This is a genomic window from Cobetia sp. 2AS (assembly GCF_029846355.1).
In the GTDB taxonomy this organism is placed as follows: Bacteria; Pseudomonadota; Gammaproteobacteria; order Pseudomonadales; family Halomonadaceae; genus Cobetia; species Cobetia amphilecti.
The window spans coordinates 357,114-373,843 of sequence record NZ_JARWKQ010000001.1; the positions used below are offsets into that span (position 1 = coordinate 357,114).

A 16,730-nucleotide genomic window follows, 5' to 3' on the forward strand; every position below is an offset into this window, starting at 1 on the left:
TCGCCCAGCACAGGAGCAGCAATCGATGAGTGACAGGCCGCAGGATCCCTGGCGTGAAGGCGTGGGTGGCAAGGACGAGAGCGAAGCGGGCTTGAGCGGGCCGGGCATGAGTGGACAGGGCATGAGTGGACAGGGCGCGGCTGACGCCTCCGAGCGAGAGGTGGACTGGCAGGCGCGCGAGCGCACCGCGCAGCTCGAGATGATGGACCGCTGGGTGCAGGGCGTAGTCACCGAGCAGCGTCGTTCGCGGCGCTGGAAGCTGTTCTTCCGCTTCCTGTTCGCCTTGCTGTTCATCGCCTCGATCGCGACCTCGGTGACTCTGTTCACGCTCGGCAGCCAGCCAGCGGCGCTGCCCGGCGAGCAGCATCTGGGCGTGGTGCGCGTGAAAGGCGTGATCGAAGCGGACGGTGAAGCCAATGCCGAGCGCATCATCAAGGGGCTGCGCGCGGCCTGGGAGTCACCGGCCTCCGTGGCGGTGGTGCTCGACATCAACTCGCCTGGTGGCAGCCCGGTGCAGTCCCAGCGCGTCTATGACGAGCTGATGCGGCTGCGTGAGCGGGGCGACAAGCCGGTGATCGCGGTGATTGAAGACCTGGGCGCCAGTGGTGCCTATTACATGGCGGCCGGCGCCGGCGAGATCATCGCGGCACCCTCGAGCCTGGTGGGCTCCATCGGCGTGATTTCCTCAAGCTTCGGGCTCAAGGGGCCGATGGAGAAGCTGGATATCGAGCGTCGCGTGTTCACGGCGGGAGACAACAAGGCGTTTCTTGATCCGTTCTCGGAAATCTCGCCGGACCAGCGCGCCTTCTGGCAGAGCGTGCTGGCCACGACGCACCAGCAGTTCATCGCGGCGGTCAAGGCCGGGCGCGGTGAGCGCCTCAAGGACGATCCCGAGCTGTTCTCGGGGCTGATCTGGACCGGTGAGCAGGCGCGGGGGCTGGGGCTGGTCGATCGTACCGGCACGCTGGAAGAGCTGGCGGCGGAGCTGACGCCAGAGGCGGAGCTGCACGATTACACGCCGCGTCAGGACCCCTTCGAGCGCTTCACGCGGCGCTTCGCCGGTGTGATGGCCAGTGCGATGGGGCTCGAGACGACGGTGTCGCCGGTCAGCTACCGCCTGCCCTGGTAGGCGAGTCAGGGCCGCAGCTCTCGTCGCTCAGGGCCGCGGTATCTCTCAGGGCTACGGTGTCTCTCGGGGGCGCGGCGCCACTCAGGAGTGCGGCGCATCCAGCAGAGGGTCGACGCCTGCCTCGCGCAGCAGTTCGCACAGGCGAATCAGCGGCAGGCCGATCAGGCTGTTGGGGTCACGCCCCTCGAGACGCTCGAAGAGCGTGATGCCCAGGCCTTCCATGCGGAAGCTGCCGGCGCTGTCGAGGGGGCGTTCGCGCTCGACGTAGCGTTCGATCTCGGCGCTGGTCAGGGAGCGGAAGACGACCTCGTAGTCTTCATGACAGACCCAGTGACGCGCGGACCGGGTGTCGATCAGCGCCAGGCCGGTCACGAAGCGCACGCGACGTCCGGAGAAGCGCGCCAGCTGGGTGCGTGCGGCTGACAGATCCGCTGGCTTGCCAAGTATCTCGCCCTCGAAGACGGCGACCTGATCGCTGCCGATGATCAGGTGGTGGGAGTAGGCATCCGCCACGGCGTTGGCCTTGCCGAGTGCCAGACGATGGACCAGTGTCTCGGCACTTTCTTCGCGCCGCGGCGTCTCATCGATACTGGGGGCTGTCCAGGTGAAGGGCAGCCCGAGGCGTTCAAGCAGTTCACGACGCCAGCGTGAGCTGGACGCCAGGACCAGTGGAGTCATCATGGCTCTCCCGTCGGGGCGCGTTGCGGGCATTGGCTGGTCGGCGCGCGGCAAGTATTTGAAAAACAAGGGCTGCAGGATGCCGTAAATCCTCTCGGCATTGAAGCGTCAGGCGCGTACAATCGCGCGCTGGACGTGTAGCCCAGTGTCAGTTGTCGCATATCGACGTGAAAGCGTGATGGTGAGGGGGCTGGCAAAAGCAACAAGTTGCTCATGCATTTTGACACCGGGAGGGGGAATCCCTATTATGGCGCGCCTATGTTGACCACAAGACTGCCGACCAAGGTCGAGCCCTACCGGCTGGCGTCAGCGGGTAAACGCCTTGAAGGCGTGATTCCACTGGCGAACATGCCCCGTGTTGTTGAGGCCATCGGTGCTCAGGAAGGGGACGTCAGCGTCTCCATGACCTTTGACATCGACACTCAACGTCGCAGCTTCATCGAAGGCTCCATCGCCTTCGAGGCAAGTCTGCTATGTCAGCGTTGTCTGGGACCCACCGAGCCGGAGCCGCTTTCCAGCGAGTTCCTGTTGGGTCTGGTAACCAGCGATGCGCTGGCGGCGCAGCTGCCCGGTGAGTACGAGCCGGTAGTGGTGGAAAACGAACAGCTGGATCTCCTGACAGTGATCGAGGATGAAGTGCTCCTGGTCCTGCCGCAGGTGGTCTACCACGAGGAGGCCGATTGTGCCGTCTCTCGCGACCAGCTGGCCAGCGGTGTGGAACCCGAGGCCTCGGACGCACCCGCTGTGAATCCATTCAGTGTGCTTCGCACCCTGAAGGACAAGCACTGAACTCAATTTGTCGACAAGATTGGAGTAATCCCCATGGCAGTTCAGCAGAACCGCAAAACTCGTTCCAAGCGTGGCATGCGTCGTAGCCACGATGCCCTGACTGCACCGACCCTGTCCCAGGACAAGGAAACCGGTACAGTTCACCTGCGTCACCACGTCTCTGCCGACGGTTTCTACCGTGGCCGCAAAGTCGTTGATGCATAAGGCATTGATGCAGCGCGCGGCGTAACGCCGTGCGTATCGCCATCGATACGATGGGCGGGGACTTCGGTCCCCGCGCTACGTTACGGGGCACGGCCAGTGCGCTGTTGCGAGACTCGCAACTCAGCGCCATCCTGGTCGGCCCGCAGCATCTACTGGATGCCGAGTTAGACTCCCTCCCTGCTTCACTCTCCCGTGTTCGTGATCGCCTTCAGACACTCGCTGTCGACGGCATTGTCGCGTCTGATGCTCGCCCGTCCCGCGTCTTGCGCAGTCGCGAGCCCAGCAGCATGTCTCAGGCCCTGGGCCTGGTGGCGAACGGCCAGGCGGATGCCTGTGTCAGTGCCGGCAATACCGGCGCCTTGATGGCGCTGGGCATGCGCGAAGTGGGAAGAGTGAAAGGGGTGGAGCGACCTGCCATCTGTGCCGCGGTGCCCACGCGCGGCGCGCGCGCCTGCAGCCTGCTGGATCTCGGCGCCAACGTCGATGTCGCACCGCACCATCTGCTGGCGTTCGCCCGCATGGGCGCGATGCGCAGCCGCCTCATCGACGCGGTCGAGCGTCCACGAGTGGGGCTGCTCAACGTGGGGGTCGAGTCGGTCAAGGGGACGGCGCAGGTGCAGGAAGCGCACGCCCTGCTGGCTGGCAGCGAGTCGGATTTCGACTACCTTGGCTTTGTCGAGGGCGGCGACCTCTTCTCCGGCAAGGTGGATGTGGTGGTCTGTGATGGCTTCGTCGGCAATGTCGTGCTCAAGAGTAGTGAAGGGCTTGCGCAGATGCTGTCGGCGCAGCTGGGGGCGACCCTGGCGGCCAGCTGGCGCACGCGCCTTATGGCCTGGCTGGCGCGCCCGGCGCTGACACGACTCTCGCGTGAACTGGACCCGGTGCGCTACAACGGCGCCAGCCTGCTGGGCCTGGCGAGCGTGGTGGTGAAGAGTCACGGCGGCGCGGCGGCGGAAGGCTTTGCCTTTGCCGTCACGCGCGCGGCCAGCGAGGCTCGCGAGCAGTTGCCCTCGCGCCTGGCGCAGGCCCTGGAAGGCACATACTCACGCTGAATGAGTAAATTGGTCTGATTTGTTCCTGTTGGGGTCGAGCTTCGGCGCACACGGTGCGACAATGCCAGCGCTTCGCGGCCGGGCGGTGAAGGCGGGCGGGAATCAGGGGCAGGAAGCCTCCGCAGGACAGCAGCATGATGTAAATGACAGGAAGCAGGCTTTCCCCTGGCAGAAGCGTGAGACACGACAGTGGTCGTCTCGCTTGCGAGCCAGTGGAAATCGGGTTTCTTGACCCGTGTCAGTCCCACCTGAACAGATGGAAATGGTGACAGCAATGACAGATTCCCTGGCCCTCATCTTCCCGGGACAGGGCTCCCAGCAGGTCGGCATGCTGCGGGAGCTGGCGGAGCGCTATAGCGTGGTCCGCACTACCTTCGAGGAAGCCTCTGACGCGCTGGGGCGCGATCTCTGGCACCTGACACAGGAAGGCCCGGCGGAGGAGCTCAATCGTACCGAGCTGACCCAGCCGGCGCTTCTGACCGCCAGTGTCGCCATCTGGCGCGTCTGGCAGGAGCTGGAAGGCCCGCGCCCGGCGCGCATGGCCGGTCACTCCCTGGGTGAATACAGCGCCATGGTCTGCGCTGGCGTGATCGGTTTCGCCGAGGGCGTCAAGCTGGTCAATCTGCGCGGCGAAGCCATGCAGACTGCCGTGCCGCAGGGCCAGGGCGCGATGGCGGCCATTCTCGGTCTCGAGAATGCCCAGGTCGAAGCCGCCTGTGCCAGTGCGACGCAGGGTGAAGTGGTCGCAGCAGTCAACTACAATGCGCCGGGACAGGTCGTCATCGCCGGTGGCACCGCTGCCGTCGAGCGTGCCATCGCGGCATGTCAGGAGGCGGGTGCCAAGCGCGCCATGCCGCTGCCGGTGTCGGTACCGTCGCATTGTGATCTGATGCGTCCGGCGGCCGACAAGCTGGCCGAGGCGATGAATGCCATCGATTTCCGTGCGCCACGCTATACCGTCATCCAGAATGTCGATGCCAAGGCGCATGACGATGTCGAGACACTGCGTCAGCGTCTGATCGAGCAGCTCTATCAGCCGGTGCGCTGGACCGACTGCGTCAATGCCATGTTCGACAGTGGCGCGCGCAGCTTCATCGAATGCGGCCCGGGCAAGGTGTTGACCGGCCTTGGCAAGCGCATTCAGCGTCAGGCACGTGGCCTGGCCGTGAATGATCCGGATAGCCTGGAAGCGGCGCTGGAACTTGCCCGCGAGACCGCTGCCGAACAGAATCAGTAAGCTCGTGGCTGGCCCATCTGGCCGGCCATGTGACTTGGATCAGCCAACTCAGGACTCAAGATGACGAGCGAACGCAGAATCGCACTGGTGACCGGTGCCAGTCGTGGCATCGGCCAAGCCATCTCCCGTGAACTCGGCCGTCAGGGCCGTATCGTGATCGGTACTGCCACCAGCGAGAAAGGGGCAGCGGCCATCGGCGCTGACCTCGAGGCGCACGGTATCGAAGGCGCGGGCATGCTGCTCAACGTCACCGATCAGGCCAGCGTCGACGCCGTGCTCAAGGAAATCGGCGAGCGCTTCGGCGCCCCGACCATCCTGGTCAACAATGCCGGCATCACGCGTGACAACCTGTTGATGCGCTTGAAGGAAGACGATTGGGACGCGGTGCTCGACACCAATCTCAAGTCGGTCTTCCGTGTCAGCAAGAGCTGCCTGCGCGGCATGACCAAGGCGCGCTTCGGCCGCATCGTCAACATCTCGTCCGTGGTCGCGACCATGGGCAACCTCGGTCAGGTCAACTATGCTGCCGCCAAGGCAGGCATGGAAGGCTTTGCCCGCTCGCTGGCGCGCGAAGTCGCGTCACGCAATATTACCGTCAACTCAGTGGCGCCGGGCTTCATTGCCACTGACATGACTGAAGCATTGCCGGAAGCGCAGCACGAAGCGTTGCTCGGCAACATCCCGCTGGCGCGCCTTGGCCAGCCGGAAGAGATTGCTGCGGCAGTCGGCTTCCTGACCAGTGATGCAGCAGGCTACATTACCGGTGAGACGTTGCAGGTGAACGGTGGCATGAACATGCGCTGAACCCCACGCAGGGACGTGGTTGCGTCCTTTTGGGGTGGCCTATAAACTACGCCCAGCTTTTTCGAGCTGCGGATTCCGTACCACTAGGAGTGATTGTTAAATGAGCACCATTGAAGAACGCGTCAAGAAGGTTGTGGCTGAGCGCCTGAACGCCAAAGAAGAAGAAATCCAGAACTCTTCCTCTTTCACTGAAGACCTGGGCGCCGATTCCCTGGACACCGTCGAGCTGGTGATGGCTCTTGAAGAGGAATTCGATACTGAAATTCCTGACGAAGAAGCAGAGAAGATCACCACCGTGCAGGAAGCTATCGATTACATCGTCAACCACCAGTAAGGTGTGTTGAAGCGATCACGGAGCAACCTGTTGCTCATGGTCGTGATGCAATTGTCTGTACGTTCAAGAGCCGCACTGTTCCTCAGTGCGGCTCTTGTCGTTCAGGGATGTGCTGCGCAATGCCGCGCCGACAGGGCGCGCATTGTCTGGTGGTAGGCGGTGGGCTTCGTGACAAATGTCCCCTTGTGGCAAGTGTCGGAATTCCTTCGTGAAAGTGGCCAGAAAAGCGCTTGAAAACCGACTGCCCACGCATGGCCAGGTTTCTGTATAATGCGCTCAATTACCGTCCGGGCGTCCATGGCCCTGGCGTGCCAATTCGATAGTTTTGGAGGAGACACGATGCCTCGCAGAAGGGTAGTGGTAACAGGTCTTGGCCTGGTAACCCCGGTCGGGAATACCGTCGAGGAAAGCTGGAGCAACATCAAGGCGGGCAAGAGCGGCATCGCGGCCATTGAGCATTTCGATGTCAGCGGTTTCAATACCCGTTTCGGTGGCTCCATCAAGGACTTCGATGTGGGTCAGTACCTGAACCCGAAAGAGGCCCGCAAGATGGACCTCTTCATCCAATACGGTATCGCGGCGGCCCACCAGGCCATCACCGACTCCGGCATTGAATGCACCGAAGACAACGCCGAGCGCATCGGTGTCGCCATCGGTTCCGGTATCGGCGGCCTGCCGATGATCGAGCACAACCACAAGGCGCTGGAGAAGGGCGGTGCACGTCGCATCTCGCCGTTCTTCGTGCCGGGCTCCATCATCAACATGATCTCCGGCAATCTGGCGATCCAGTTCGGTTATCGTGGTCCGAACATCGCGATCACCACCGCCTGTACCACCGGGACGCACAACATCGGTTACAGCGCACGTACCATCGCCTATGGCGATGCCGACGTGATGGTGGCCGGCGGCGCCGAGATGGCGACCACGCCGCTGGGTCTGGGTGGCTTCTCCGCAGCGCGTGCGCTGTCGACCCGCAACGATGATCCGCAGGCGGCCAGCCGTCCGTGGGACCGCGACCGCGATGGCTTCGTGCTGTCCGACGGCGCCGGTGTCGTCGTGCTGGAAGAGTACGAGCACGCCAAGGCACGTGGCGCGACCATCTACGCTGAGGTGCTCGGGTTCGGCATGTCCGACGACGCTCACCACATGACGGCGCCGCCCGAAGATGGCCGTGGTGCGGCCGCCGCGATGCGCAACGCCATCCGTGACGCCAAGCTCGAGCCGAGCCAGATCGACTACATTAATGCCCACGGCACCTCCACCAATGCCGGCGACAAGGCGGAAAGCCTCGCCGTCGAGTCGGTGCTGGGTGATGCGGCACGCGATGTGGCGGTCAGCTCCACCAAGTCGATGATCGGTCACCTGCTGGGCGCTGCCGGCGCGGTCGAGGCCGTGTTCTGCGTGCTGGCGATGCGTGACCAGATCGCGCCGCCGACCATCAACCTGGACAACCCGGCCGAGGGCTGCAACCTCGATTACGTGCCGAACGTCGCACGTGACATGAAGATCGAGTACACCCTGTCCAACTCGTTCGGCTTCGGTGGCACCAACGGCTCGCTGGTGTTCGGCAAGCTCAAGGACTGATCACACGCTTTCGTGTTCTCTCTCCTCAGACGCGCTCCCATCCGGGGGCGCGTTTGTCTGTGGGGCGTCACCTGCATTGCGTGTCGTGTCCGCAACCGTTCTCTGGAGGGCTGTATCGATGACGACTGATGCCTCTGGCAGCAAGAGCTCAGATGGCCGGGCCTCTGATGAAAGGAGCGCTTACGACAAGCGCTCTCTTGCAGCGCTCGCCGCCGATCTGCCCAGTGATGACCGTGGCCTCGCCTATGGCGAGGGCGTGTTCGAGACGATTCTGGTGCGTGAGGGCCAGCCGCAGCTGTGGTCCTGGCACGAGGCGCGCCTGACGCGCGGTTGTCAGCGTCTGGGGATTGCAGCGCCTTCGTCAGCTGAGTTGTCTGGCTGTCTGGCGGTCTGTCAGGGCGAGGGGCTTGAAGTGCTCAAGCTGATCGTCACCGGCGGCTCCGGCGGGCGGGGCTACAGGGCACCTGAGACACCGGAGACGCGCTTGCGGGCACGCGCGACGCCTTTTGCGGTCAATCAACAGGCGCGGCGTGGCATCACGGCGCGGGTCTGCGAGCTGCGTGTGGCCGAGCAGCCGGCACTGGCGGGACTCAAGCACCTCAATCGGCTCGAGAACGTGCTGGCGCGCCGCGAGTGGAACGACACGGCCATCAGCGAGGGCCTGTTGCTCAATGCGCAGGGCGAACTGATCGAGGCCACCAGCATGAATCTGGCCTGGTATCGTGACGGGCGCTGGTTCACGCCGTGTCTTGATCGTGCCGGGGTCGAGGGCACGCTGCTGGCGGCGCTTGAGGCCGAGATGGTGTTCGAGCGAGTGCGTGAGGGGCTTGAATCACTCGCGTGGGCCGAGCGGGTCGTCGTCATGAATTCCGTGCAGGGCGTCTGGCCGCTGCGCACCCTGCTCAAGCCCGATGGCGCGATTCTGGCGGAGTGGAAGGATGCGGCGCATCCGGCGCTGGGCGAGTTGAATCACACTGTCGCGCGCTTGCTGAGCGAGCCCGCGAATTGACGGAAGACGACGAGCGTCAGCAGGCATGCCTGTGCGGTCGTCGCCTTCGCCATGAAGACTGGAAACCTGATTATGCGAGTGTTCAAGATCCTCCTGATGCTGGTAGTGCTGGCCGTGGCTGCGGGTGTGGTGGGCTTTCGTTATTGGCAGGCGCAGTTGCTGTCACCGTTGGCGATCGAGAAGGAACAGCTGTTCGAGGTGCCCAAGGGCGCCAGTCTGACCAGGGTGGTGAGCGAGCTCGAGTCACAGGGCATCATCGAGGCGAGCTGGCCGTACAAGGTGTGGTCGCGCCTCGAGCCTGAGGCCGTCAATGGCCTGCGCGCCGGTGAATTCCGTCTCACGCCGGGCTTGAACGGCCGTGAGCTGGTGGCGCTGCTGTCCAGTGACGATGTGGTCAGCTATACCTTGACCGTGCCGGAGGGCTGGACCTTCGCCCAGATGCGCACTGCCATGGATGCCTCGCCCAAGCTTGAGCACACGACTCGCGACATGAGCGACGAGGAGCTGATGGCGGCCGTCGGTGCAGAGGGCGAGAAGCCGGAAGGGCGCTTCTTCCCGGACACCTACCGCTATCACAAGGGCGTCAGCGACCTCTCGCTCTACAAGCAGGCCTATGGCCGCATGAGCAAGACGCTGGAGGAAGTCTGGGCCGGGCGTGATGACGACCTGCCGATCACCAGCGCCTACGAAGCGCTGATCATGGCGTCACTGATCGAGCGCGAGACCGGCGCGCCGGAAGAGCGCGACGAGATCGCCGGCGTCTTCAAGCGTCGCATGGAGCGTGGCATGCGCCTGCAGACTGACCCGACCGTCATCTATGGCCTGGGCAAGGACTATGATGGCTCGTTGTCGCGCGCCGACCTGCGCAAGCCGACGCCCTGGAACACCTATGTGATCACCGGCCTGCCGCCGACGCCGATCGCGATGCCCGGGCGCGCCGCGCTGGAAGCGGCGGTGCACCCCAAGGAAGGCGATACCTACTACTTCGTCGCCAAGGGTGAGGGCAAGCATCACTTCTCGCGCACGCTGCGCGAGCACAACAATGCCGTGCGCCGTTATATTCTCAATCGGTAATGCGTGGCGAATGAGCTGAAACCCGTGTGGCGAACAGGGTCTGCCATGCTGCACGGGGCTTTCGTCGCGAGTCATCTGCTGTCTGAATCAGGAAACATCATGTCTTCACGTCCGAGCGCATCAAGCACGACGTCTTCTCGCCACGCCGCCAGCGCGGCGGCCACTCAGGCTTCGCGCGGTGGTCGCTTCATCACGCTGGAAGGCGGTGAAGGCGTCGGCAAGAGCACCAATGTCGCCTTCGTGGTCGCCGAGCTCGAGGCGCATGGCCTCGAGGTCGTGCGCACGCGTGAGCCGGGTGGCAGCGAGCGAGCGGAAGCCATTCGCCAGTTGCTGCTGGACCCGGCGCCGACCGAGTCGCTGAGTGATGATGCCGAACTGCTGCTGATGTTCGCCGCGCGTGCCCAGCATCTGGCCGCGACCATTCGTCCGGCGCTGGCGCGCGGTGCCTGGGTGGTGTGCGATCGATTCACCGACGCGACCTTTGCCTACCAGGGCGGTGGCCGCAACCTGCCGCTGGCCGATATCTCGGCGCTGGAATCCCTGGTGCAGAAAGGCTTGCAGCCGGACCTGACCCTGCTGCTGGACATGCCGGTCGAGGCGGCACGTGGCCGTCTGGCCGCTCGCCGCGCCGAGACCGGTGAAGGCGCCGACCGCATCGAGCAGGAAGCCGAGCAGTTCTTCGAGGCGGTGCGTGTCGGCTATCACATGCGTCGTGATGCCGACCCCGAGCGCTTTGCCACCATCGATGCCGGTCAGTCGCTCGAGGCCGTGCAGGCCGATATCGCGGCGGTACTGGCGGCTCGCGTGGCGGCCTGGCAGGCGAACATTCCCACGGATGAGCAGCCATGAGTGCTTCAGACGTCAGCAGTGGTGTCACGCTTTCGAGCTTCTCGCCGCTGCCGTGGCAGCATTCGCTGTGGCAACACTTCACTGCGGTACACGACAACGGTCGCCTGCCGCATGCGGTGATGCTCAGCGGACCGTCGGGGCTTGGCAAGCACGAGCTGGCCGATGCGATGATCGCCCGCGTGCTGTGTCGCACCGCCCAGGGCAAGCCCGGCGCGGCGGCCTGTGGTGAATGTCATGGCTGTCATATGCTGGCGGCGGGGCATCACCCTGATCTGATGGCGGTCGCGCCGCAGGATGTCGGCAAGATGATCCGCATCGACCCGATCCGTGAGGTCAATCGCTTCGTCTCCCAGACGGCCCAGCAGGGCGGCTACCGCGTCATCCGTCTGCAACCGGCGGAGTCGATGAACATCGCCTCGGCCAACGCCTTGCTCAAGAGCCTCGAGGAACCCGGCGCCAATACGCTGTTCATTCTGCTCAGCGACATGCCGTCACGGGTGCTGCCGACCATTCGCTCGCGCTGTCAGCAATGGCCGCTGGTGATTCCACCGGCCGAAGAGAGCCTGCCGTGGCTAACGCAGCAGCTGGGCGAGGATGCTCAGGCTCTGCTGCGCATGGCAGGCGGACTGCCGCAGCTGGCGGTGCGTCTTGGCGAGGCGGAGCAGCGTCAGCTGCGTCAGGCCTTGCGCGAGCTGTTCGATGCGCTGGTGCGCGGTGGCGAGCCGGTGGCCGAGGCGTGGCGACTGGAGCGCCAACCGCTGGCGCAGGTGCTGTGGTACGGTATTGCCTGGCTGGAAGACCTGATTCGCATGGGCCTGTCCGGCAACGCCAGCGACCTGCGTGACCCCAGTCTTGAGCCGCTGCTGAGACAGGCGGTCAAGAACGGGCGCACCCAGGACTGGTTCAAGCTGCTGGACTTCGCCCGCGAGCAGCGCCGTCTGCTGGCCGCGGGCGGCAACCCCAACCCACAGCTGGTGCTGGAAGCCTGGCTGGTGCGTTGGGCCGCCTTGCTGCGCTCCTGAGTGCGCAGCTGGCTTTTTCTGGCGTGAAGGCCCGAGTGAAGGTCTGAGCGAAGAGCTGAGGGTATGGCTGAGCGATGCCCGCGTGGAAAGCCACGAGGCTGCGCGAGGCAAGGCGGGCAGGCTAGACTGAAGCCAGCCAGGCCGCTTGCTCGCCTTGCGTCAGATGACAGCAGGCAATGGCCGAAGAATACGCATTGATACGCAGCGTGAGCCCTCATGTGAGTGCTGACGCTCGTCACGGGACTGCATGTGCCGGGAGACCGGCCGGAGGTGAAGGATGGATACCGCTCCACAGCAAGGCCAGAAGGCGCTCTCGCTGACCATTCGTGATCAGAAGACCCTGTTGGCCGCCTACATGTCGACCCTCGTGCGCGGCGGCATCTTCGTGCCGACCACCGAGCGCTACACCATGGGCCAGGAGGTCTATCTGCTGCTGACCCTGCCTGAGGAATCCGAGCGTATTCCGGTCACCGGGCGCGTGGTATGGATTTCTCCGCAGGGCGTCAGTGGCCGGCGCACTGCCGGGATCGGCATCCACTTCAGTGAAGAGGACCGCCAGGTGCGTGACCATATCGAGAACCACCTGGCCGGCATGCTCGGCAAGGGTCACGCGACCTATACGCTGTAGCGCGAGCGCAGCGTCGCTTCATCATCTCGACCGGCAGTGCCATGGGCGCCCGCCGGTCGAGCACGTTTTTCGCCGCGCAGCGCGTGGCCATCAGTAGTGAGAGTTTCCGGATGTTTGTCGATTCGCATTGCCACCTTGATCGTCTGAAACTGGAAGAGCACGGCGGCAGCCTCGAGGCCGTGCTGGACGCCGCGCGCGCCCGTCACGTGCACCAGTTTCTCGCCATTGCCGTCACGCTCGACGATGTGCCCGAGATCTCGGCCATCGCCCAGCAGCATGAGGATGTGGTGATTTCCGCCGGTGTGCATCCGCTGCACCAGGTCGACCCGGAACCCACGGTCGAGGACATCAAGAAGTGCGCCGAGCGCTTCGGCGCGGTGGCCATCGGCGAGACCGGCCTCGATTATCACTACGAGAGCGTCAGCCGCGAGCTGCAGTACGAGCGTTTCACGCGCCATCTGATCGCCGCGCGTGAGCTCGAGCTGCCGGTGATCATCCACACCCGTGAGGCACGGGAAGACACCCTGGCGCTGATCAAGCAGCACACGGACCCCGCTGTCGGTGGCGTGCTGCACTGCTTCACCGAAGATCTCGACATGGCGCGCATCGCGGTGGGCCACGGCTTCATGGTCTCCATCTCCGGTATCGTCACCTTCCGCAACGCCGAACACGTCCGCGAGCTGGCGCGCGCCATCCCGCTGGACCGCCTGCTGATCGAGACCGACAGCCCCTATCTGGCGCCGGTGCCGTACCGTGGCACCTCCAATGTGCCGGGCAATGTGGTCGAGGTCGCCGAATGCATCGCCGCCGAGCGCGGCATCACCGTCGATGAGCTGGCGATGCAGACCACTGCCAACTTCTATCGCCTGTTCCGTGCCGCCGCGCCGGAAGCGCCGGACAACGTTCGCGAAGCGCTGGCCAGCAGCGGTATGCTCATCGATTGAGCGTGGCACCTCGCATGATCTGACCACCAGGGAGGGAACGTCATGAATCCAGCCGCCATCCTCACCCAGCTGGGCGACAAGGCCACCAGCGGCAAGGCATTGCCGCCGGTGGACCAATGGCACCCGGCGCATTGTGGCGAGATGGACCTCGTCATCTGTGCCGACGGGCGCTGGCTGCACGAGGGCACGCCCATCGGCCGTGCGCGGCTGGTGCACATGCTGTCGCGTGTCCTGCGCCGCGAGCCCGATGGCAGCTACTGCCTGGTCACGCCGGCGGAAAAGGTCACCATCCAGGTCGAGGACCGCCCCTTCCTGGCGGTGGACTGCTCCCGCGTCGAGAGTGATTCTGCGCCGACTGAGCTTGGAGAGGCCGAGCCCGGACAGACAGAGCCCCAGCCGGACGTCTGGCAGCTGGTCACCGATCAGGGCGATGTCGTGCGACTGGAAGGGGAGACCTGCCTGACGCTGAGCGAGACGCCGGACGGCCTGTGGTTGCCGGAAGTGGCGGTGCGCTTCGGCCTTGCCGCGCGCCTGCACCGCAATCTCTACTATCGGCTGCTCGAGAGCGCCGAGACGCATGAGCAGGAAGACGGCAGCCTGACACTCGGCTTCATGAGCGGCGGGCGCTTCCAGATTCTGGGACAGCTGGCGGCCGATGAGGTCGAGGTCTGAACCTGTCTGAGCCTTTTTTGAGCCTGCCGCCTTCTGCTCTCTCTTCCATGCGCCCCTCGCGTTCTGCTTCGCCCCTTTCTCTCGCCGTCAGCCATTGCAGGTCTTCATGTCGTCACCACTTCCTCCCATCGAGCCCGACAGCACCGCAACCTCCGGGCCAGATGTTGCAGCATCGCCACTGGCGCTGGCCGTCGATCAGCTGACGCAACGGCTGACGGATCAGCAGCGCGCCGTGGTGGCGCATCGTGGGAGGCATGCGCGGGTAGCGGCGGTGGCGGGCTCCGGCAAGACCACCACGCTGGTGGCGCGGGTGCTGAGTCTGCTGGCGGAAGGCATTCCGGCTCAGCGGATTCTGGTGCTGATGTTCAACCGTTCGGCGCGTGAGGACTTCGTCGCCAAGCTGGCGCAGGCGGCCCCGCCGGGCACTCGGCTGCCCGACATCCGCACCTTCCACTCCATCGGCCATCGCCTGACCACCACCCTGGTGCGCTGGGGCAGCCTCGAGCCGCGCGAACTCATCCAGCAGGACTGGGCGCTGGAGCGTCTGCTCAAGCAGGCCGCCCAGCGTGCGCTGGGCGATGCTGATCGCGCCGATCGTGAGGCGGCGCTGGAAGGCGAGCGCCTCGAAGCGCTCGCCCAGTTCTGTGATCTGGTCAAGGCCGAGATGTGCGAGCCGACGCTGCTCTACGAGCGCATGAATCTCGGCGAGCACACCGGCCACTTCGTCGAGTCCTTCGCTCAGCTTGAGCAGCTGCTCGAGCAGTACGGCCAGATGACCTATGCCGATCTGCTCTACCGGCCGCTTCGTCAGCTGGAGAAGGAGCCCGAGACCCGTGCACGCATCCAGGGGCATCTGCAGCACGTCATCATCGATGAGTATCAGGACATCAATGAGGCGCAGCAGCGCATGCTGGCGCTGCTGGCGGGTGCACCGTCCGGCGGCGAGCCGTCGCCCGCAGCCTCCGGCGCCATGGCAGAAGTCATGGCTGTGGGCGATGCCAACCAGTGCATCTACGAGTGGCGTGGCGCGCGGCCTGACTACATGCTGACGCGCTTTGCCGAGAGCTTTGCCGCGCCGCTGGATTTCCCGCTCAGCTACACCTTCCGCCACGGCCATCGTCTGGCGCTGGCGGCCAATCACGCCATCGCCGCCAATGCGCGCCGTCCGGACCAGCTGTGTCTGGCCGCGCCCGGCACGCCGGCGACGCGCTTGTTCGAAGGCCAGGGCGCCGCCAGTCTGGTCGCGGCGCTCACGGCCTGGCGAGAGTCGGGTCGCAGTGGCGCCGAGGCCGCCGTGCTGGTGCGCAGCTGGGCGCTGTCGGTACCGGTGCAGTTGCAGCTGCTCAAGGCCGGCATTCCCTTCCGGCTGGGGCAGGGGGATCGCTTCGTGTTCCGTCTGCCGCTGGTGCAGGCGCTGGCGGGCTATCTGGAGCTGGCGCGTGATGCCACTCGTCTGCGCGACCCGGCGCACCTGCTGCTGCTGTTCACCCAGCCCACCGCCTTCGTCGCGCGCGAGCGCCTCGAACGCCTGTGTCAGCAACTGGCCGACAGCCAGCGCTGGCCACGCAAGGAAGACCCTATTCTCGAGGGGCTCAAGCCGCTGCAACGCCGCAACCTGCACAAGCGCTGGAAGCTGTTGTGCGATCTGCCCTCGCTGGGCGATTGGGCGCCCGCGCGGCTGCTGCGCCATGTGGTCGATGAGCTGGAAGCCGACAAGGTGCTGCGCCGCGCCGCGGCCCGGCGTGACAAGGGCGAGGAGGATGTGCGCCTGCTGGATGTGCTGATCGAGCAGGCGGGGGAGCTGGCCAATGATCCCGACGCCTTCATCAATCTGCTGCGCAATCCGGTCGAGGACGCCGCCGACGGCGTGCTGATCACCACGGTGCACGGGGCCAAGGGGCTGGAGTGGCCGCTGGTGGGGCTGTGGGGCATGAACGAGGAAGACTTCCCGGCCTACTCGCGTGACAACCCGCTGTCGTCGGAGCGCCTCGAGGAGGAGCGACGCCTGTGCTACGTCGGCGTGACGCGTGCCCGCGAGCAGCTGCACCTGTGGCGTGACGGCGGCACGCATACGCCAAGCCGCTTCCTCGCGGAGCTGTGCGTGGAGGACTGCACCCGCCTCGGCGACTGGATTCACGGTGCCGGCAAGCGTGCCAAGCTCGCCCGTCTGCAGGCCGAGGACGGCGATGAGGCCGCCCGCGAGTCAGCGGACGGAAGCGACGAGCGCCTGCGTGTGGCGGCGCCGGCACTTGGCGAGGCCTATCTGGCGCGGCTGCCACTGGCGCGTCACGGTATCACGCCGCCGACGCTGGAAGCGCTGCCGAAGAAGGCCGCCAAGTCCCCGGGCAAGCCGGCCAGCAAGTCGGCTGCGCAAGGCCAGTCCAGTTCGGGCGGCACCTATGCTCGCGGCGCTCGACAGGGCAATCGCTCTCCACGCGGCGAGCCGGCGGTGCTGCGACGCGTCGGTGATTGGGAAGTCGGTCAGCGCTTGCGTCACGAGAGCTTCGGTGAGGGGGTGATCGAAGAGGTCTCCGGCAATGAGGCCAATCCGCTGATCGAGGTGCGCTTCGCCGATGGCAACAAGCGCCGCCTGATCGCCACGCGTGCCCCGCTGACAGCCTTGTGACCCTTGTGACCCTTGTGACCCTTGTGACAACGGACTTGAGACTCGGGCGACAAGGCAGCGCGATTGCCAAGCCTTGCGTCGAGCACCATCATGCC

At 65.1% G+C, this 16,730-nt stretch carries 17 protein-coding genes; 16 read left to right on the forward strand and 1 reads right to left on the reverse strand.

Going from position 1 to position 16,730, the window contains the following annotated elements:
• The first annotated feature begins 25 nt into the window (after positions 1-25).
• Positions 26-1,129 carry a S49 family peptidase gene (locus tag QD356_RS01555; RefSeq protein ID WP_192838425.1) on the forward strand — a complete coding sequence of 368 codons (1,104 nt, stop codon included), beginning with the start codon at positions 26-28 and terminating at the stop codon, positions 1,127-1,129.
• Positions 1,130-1,210: 81 nt separating this feature from the next.
• On the opposite strand, the gene QD356_RS01560 is transcribed toward QD356_RS01555, so the two are convergent.
• Positions 1,211-1,807, reverse strand: coding sequence for a nucleoside triphosphate pyrophosphatase (locus QD356_RS01560; RefSeq protein ID WP_192838426.1), 597 nt, complete (start codon positions 1,805-1,807; stop codon positions 1,211-1,213).
• Between the two features lie 258 nt (positions 1,808-2,065).
• Between QD356_RS01560 and QD356_RS01565 the strand changes: the two genes are divergently transcribed.
• The 15 genes from QD356_RS01565 (at position 2,066) to QD356_RS01635 (ending at position 16,635) form a co-directional block, all read left to right on the forward strand.
• A complete protein-coding gene (locus tag QD356_RS01565; protein WP_107335333.1) occupies positions 2,066-2,596 on the forward strand; it encodes a YceD family protein in 531 nt (176 codons plus the stop codon).
• Between the two features lie 33 nt (positions 2,597-2,629).
• Complete coding sequence (rpmF, locus tag QD356_RS01570; RefSeq protein WP_065392644.1) at positions 2,630-2,800, forward strand: 50S ribosomal protein L32; 171 nt, start codon at positions 2,630-2,632, stop codon at positions 2,798-2,800.
• Positions 2,801-2,829: 29 nt separating this feature from the next.
• Positions 2,830-3,852, forward strand: coding sequence for a phosphate acyltransferase PlsX (gene plsX, locus QD356_RS01575; protein ID WP_192838427.1), 1,023 nt, complete (start codon positions 2,830-2,832; stop codon positions 3,850-3,852).
• A 274-nt stretch (positions 3,853-4,126) separates the two neighbouring features.
• The gene (gene fabD / locus QD356_RS01580) at positions 4,127-5,089 is read left to right on the forward strand and encodes an ACP S-malonyltransferase (protein ID WP_192838428.1); all 963 of its coding nucleotides are present in this window, start codon (positions 4,127-4,129) and stop codon (positions 5,087-5,089) included.
• A 60-nt stretch (positions 5,090-5,149) separates the two neighbouring features.
• Entirely contained in the window at positions 5,150-5,893 is a 744-nt protein-coding gene (gene fabG / locus QD356_RS01585; RefSeq protein ID WP_043331893.1) for a 3-oxoacyl-ACP reductase FabG, read from the forward strand.
• 100 nt (positions 5,894-5,993) lie between these two features.
• Entirely contained in the window at positions 5,994-6,227 is a 234-nt protein-coding gene (gene acpP / locus QD356_RS01590; protein WP_024950601.1) for an acyl carrier protein, read from the forward strand.
• Positions 6,228-6,566: 339 nt separating this feature from the next.
• Positions 6,567-7,811 carry a beta-ketoacyl-ACP synthase II gene (gene fabF / locus QD356_RS01595; RefSeq protein ID WP_043331892.1) on the forward strand — a complete coding sequence of 415 codons (1,245 nt, stop codon included), beginning with the start codon at positions 6,567-6,569 and terminating at the stop codon, positions 7,809-7,811.
• Between the two features lie 118 nt (positions 7,812-7,929).
• On the forward strand, positions 7,930-8,820 hold the full coding sequence (pabC, locus tag QD356_RS01600) for an aminodeoxychorismate lyase (protein WP_192838429.1): 891 nt from the start codon (positions 7,930-7,932) through the stop codon (positions 8,818-8,820).
• 72 nt (positions 8,821-8,892) lie between these two features.
• Positions 8,893-9,894 carry an endolytic transglycosylase MltG gene (gene mltG, locus QD356_RS01605; RefSeq protein ID WP_192838430.1) on the forward strand — a complete coding sequence of 334 codons (1,002 nt, stop codon included), beginning with the start codon at positions 8,893-8,895 and terminating at the stop codon, positions 9,892-9,894.
• Positions 9,895-9,993: 99 nt separating this feature from the next.
• Complete coding sequence (gene tmk / locus QD356_RS01610) at positions 9,994-10,743, forward strand: dTMP kinase (RefSeq protein WP_192838431.1); 750 nt, start codon at positions 9,994-9,996, stop codon at positions 10,741-10,743.
• Positions 10,740-11,765, forward strand: a complete 1,026-nt coding sequence (locus QD356_RS01615) for a DNA polymerase III subunit delta' (protein WP_054555003.1) — start codon at positions 10,740-10,742, stop codon at positions 11,763-11,765. The genes tmk and QD356_RS01615 overlap by 4 nt, the downstream gene beginning before the upstream one ends.
• A gap of 277 nt (positions 11,766-12,042) precedes the next feature.
• Positions 12,043-12,393 carry a PilZ domain-containing protein gene (locus QD356_RS01620; RefSeq protein ID WP_043331891.1) on the forward strand — a complete coding sequence of 117 codons (351 nt, stop codon included), beginning with the start codon at positions 12,043-12,045 and terminating at the stop codon, positions 12,391-12,393.
• Positions 12,394-12,503: 110 nt separating this feature from the next.
• The gene (locus QD356_RS01625) at positions 12,504-13,337 is read left to right on the forward strand and encodes a TatD family hydrolase (protein ID WP_043331890.1); all 834 of its coding nucleotides are present in this window, start codon (positions 12,504-12,506) and stop codon (positions 13,335-13,337) included.
• A gap of 42 nt (positions 13,338-13,379) precedes the next feature.
• Entirely contained in the window at positions 13,380-14,009 is a 630-nt protein-coding gene (locus QD356_RS01630) for a DUF1285 domain-containing protein (protein ID WP_192838432.1), read from the forward strand.
• 106 nt (positions 14,010-14,115) lie between these two features.
• Positions 14,116-16,635, forward strand: coding sequence for an ATP-dependent helicase (locus tag QD356_RS01635; RefSeq protein ID WP_225996471.1), 2,520 nt, complete (start codon positions 14,116-14,118; stop codon positions 16,633-16,635).
• Positions 16,636-16,730: the final 95 nt, after the last annotated feature.